Origin of the sequence: Mesorhizobium sp. M4A.F.Ca.ET.050.02.1.1 (assembly GCF_003997725.1) — a bacterium.
In the GTDB taxonomy this organism is placed as follows: Bacteria; Pseudomonadota; Alphaproteobacteria; order Rhizobiales; family Rhizobiaceae; genus Mesorhizobium.
On record NZ_RZSG01001045.1, the window covers coordinates 1 to 1744 of the forward strand.

General features: G+C 64.0%; 1 protein-coding gene and 1 pseudogene. One reads left to right on the forward strand and one right to left on the reverse strand.

Translation table 11 applies throughout. The features are described 5' to 3' along the window. Positions 1 to 630: pseudogene (locus tag EOA33_RS34740) on the reverse strand (DNA mismatch repair protein MutS); the annotation flags it as partial. A 148-nt stretch (positions 631 to 778) separates the two neighbouring features. Here EOA33_RS34740 and EOA33_RS34745 point away from each other — a divergent pair. Continuing rightward, a complete protein-coding gene (locus EOA33_RS34745; protein WP_245482529.1) occupies positions 779 to 1741 on the forward strand; it encodes a glycosyltransferase family 1 protein in 963 nt (320 codons plus the stop codon). Positions 1742 to 1744: the final 3 nt, after the last annotated feature.

Consider the following 1744-nt stretch of genomic DNA (forward strand, 5'->3'; position numbering starts at 1 on the left):
GTCGTAAAACACCGGCTCGGCGACGATCAGCTCGCGCGGATCGACGCGGAAGATGTCGGCGAGCAGCCGGTCGGCGGTGGTCTCGGCGACGCGGAAGACCCCGGTCGAGATCTCGATCCAGGCCAGCGCGAAGGCATGATCGCTGCTGCCTCCCTTCACGCGTCCGAGCGCCATCAAGAAACTCGATTCCGACGGCGCCAGCAATTTGTCCTCGGTGATGGTGCCGGGCGTCACCAGCCGCACCACGTCGCGCCGCACCACCGATTTCGAGCCGCGCTTCTTGGCCTCCGTCGGGTCCTCGGTCTGCTCGCAGACGGCGACGCGGAAGCCTTGCGCGATTAGCTTCTGCAGATAGTCATCCGCCGCATGCACCGGCACGCCGCACATCGGAATGTCATGGCCCTGATGCTTGCCGCGCCGCGTCAGCACGATGCCGAGCGCCCGGCTTGCCTTCTCGGCGTCGTCGAAGAACAGCTCGTAGAAATCGCCCATGCGGTAGAACAGGAGCGAATCCGGGTTCGCCGCCTTGATCTCGATATACTGCTCCATCATCGGCGTGACGGCGCCGCCGAAGGGCATCGGCGTGGTCGCCTCGGGGGCGTTGAGTTCGGTCGGGGTGCGCATATCCATGCCGGCACGCTAGCAGAACAGCTCGCGTGGTTTAATGCCGGCGGCTTGAAAAGCGGGGGAAACCGCCACGGGATGAGCACATTGCCTGAAGCCGCGATCGCGAATACTGATCACGCCCGGGGATCGGCATTACAGGCGGATAGGGGCAATGAAGCAGGACGGACACGAGACGTTCGAGGAGATGGTCGGTCCTGCCGGCTCGCCGCTCAGGCGTGTGCGGCTTCTTGCCACCAACCGCGCCAATCGCACCAGAACCAAGGTAAAGGCATGGCTGCGGACAAGGTTTCCTTTCGTTCTTCCTGCACGCGGGCCGTTATCCGATCTCGATGGCGGCATCGACATCCCCGTCCACATCTTCAATCGCGATCCGCTGATCCTCTACGTGCCAGTCGGCGGGCGCCGCCCGCTTTATGCGCTTGCCGCCCTTTCCCGTCGCCTGGCATCGCGGCGCGCCACTTTCCTGCTGATGCCGAACTGGACCCTGGAGAGGCCCGCCGTCATCGATCAGATCGGCAGGGACCTCGCCTGGTTTGCCTGGGCCTGCCCCAACCATGAGCTGATCTTCCTCTGCAACACCGAGGAGGAACGCCGCTTGATTGCGAGCGTAGGCGGCAATGCGATCTTCTCCAATCACAATCTGATGATCTCGGAGGACATCTTCCGACCGCTGCCGGACGTGTCGGTCGAATACGATGCCGTCTACAATGGCCGTATCTCACACACTAAGCGGCATTACCTCGCGTTTGAAATCGAGAGGCTGGTCCATGTGACATCTTCGATCGGGGAATTGCCTCCGGCCGGCGACCGCGCCTTCATTCGGCGCCTACAGGCGCAGTCGCCGCTGCACCGGATCGCCAATCCGCTCGTCGACGATCTGGCCGGGCGACTTTCGCCGGACGAGGTCAACCATGTTTACAACCAGGCCGCGGTCGGGCTCTGTCTGTCGGCGGTGGAGGGGGCAATGTACTCCAGTATGGAGTACTTGCTGGCCGGCTTGCCGATCGTCTCGACGCCGAGCATCGGCGGCCGCGAATCTCCTCGCGCGGAATGGCGCGGTCGCGCAAGGTCTCGACGGCACGCCGGATGGCGGTCGGCTCGGGCTCGGCGATGATGC

Bases quoted from the DNA above. Each gene is read 5' to 3' on its own strand.
- EOA33_RS34745 (WP_245482529.1), top strand. From the start codon at position 779: ATGAAGCAGGACGGACACGAGACGTTCGAGGAGATGGTCGGTCCTGCC.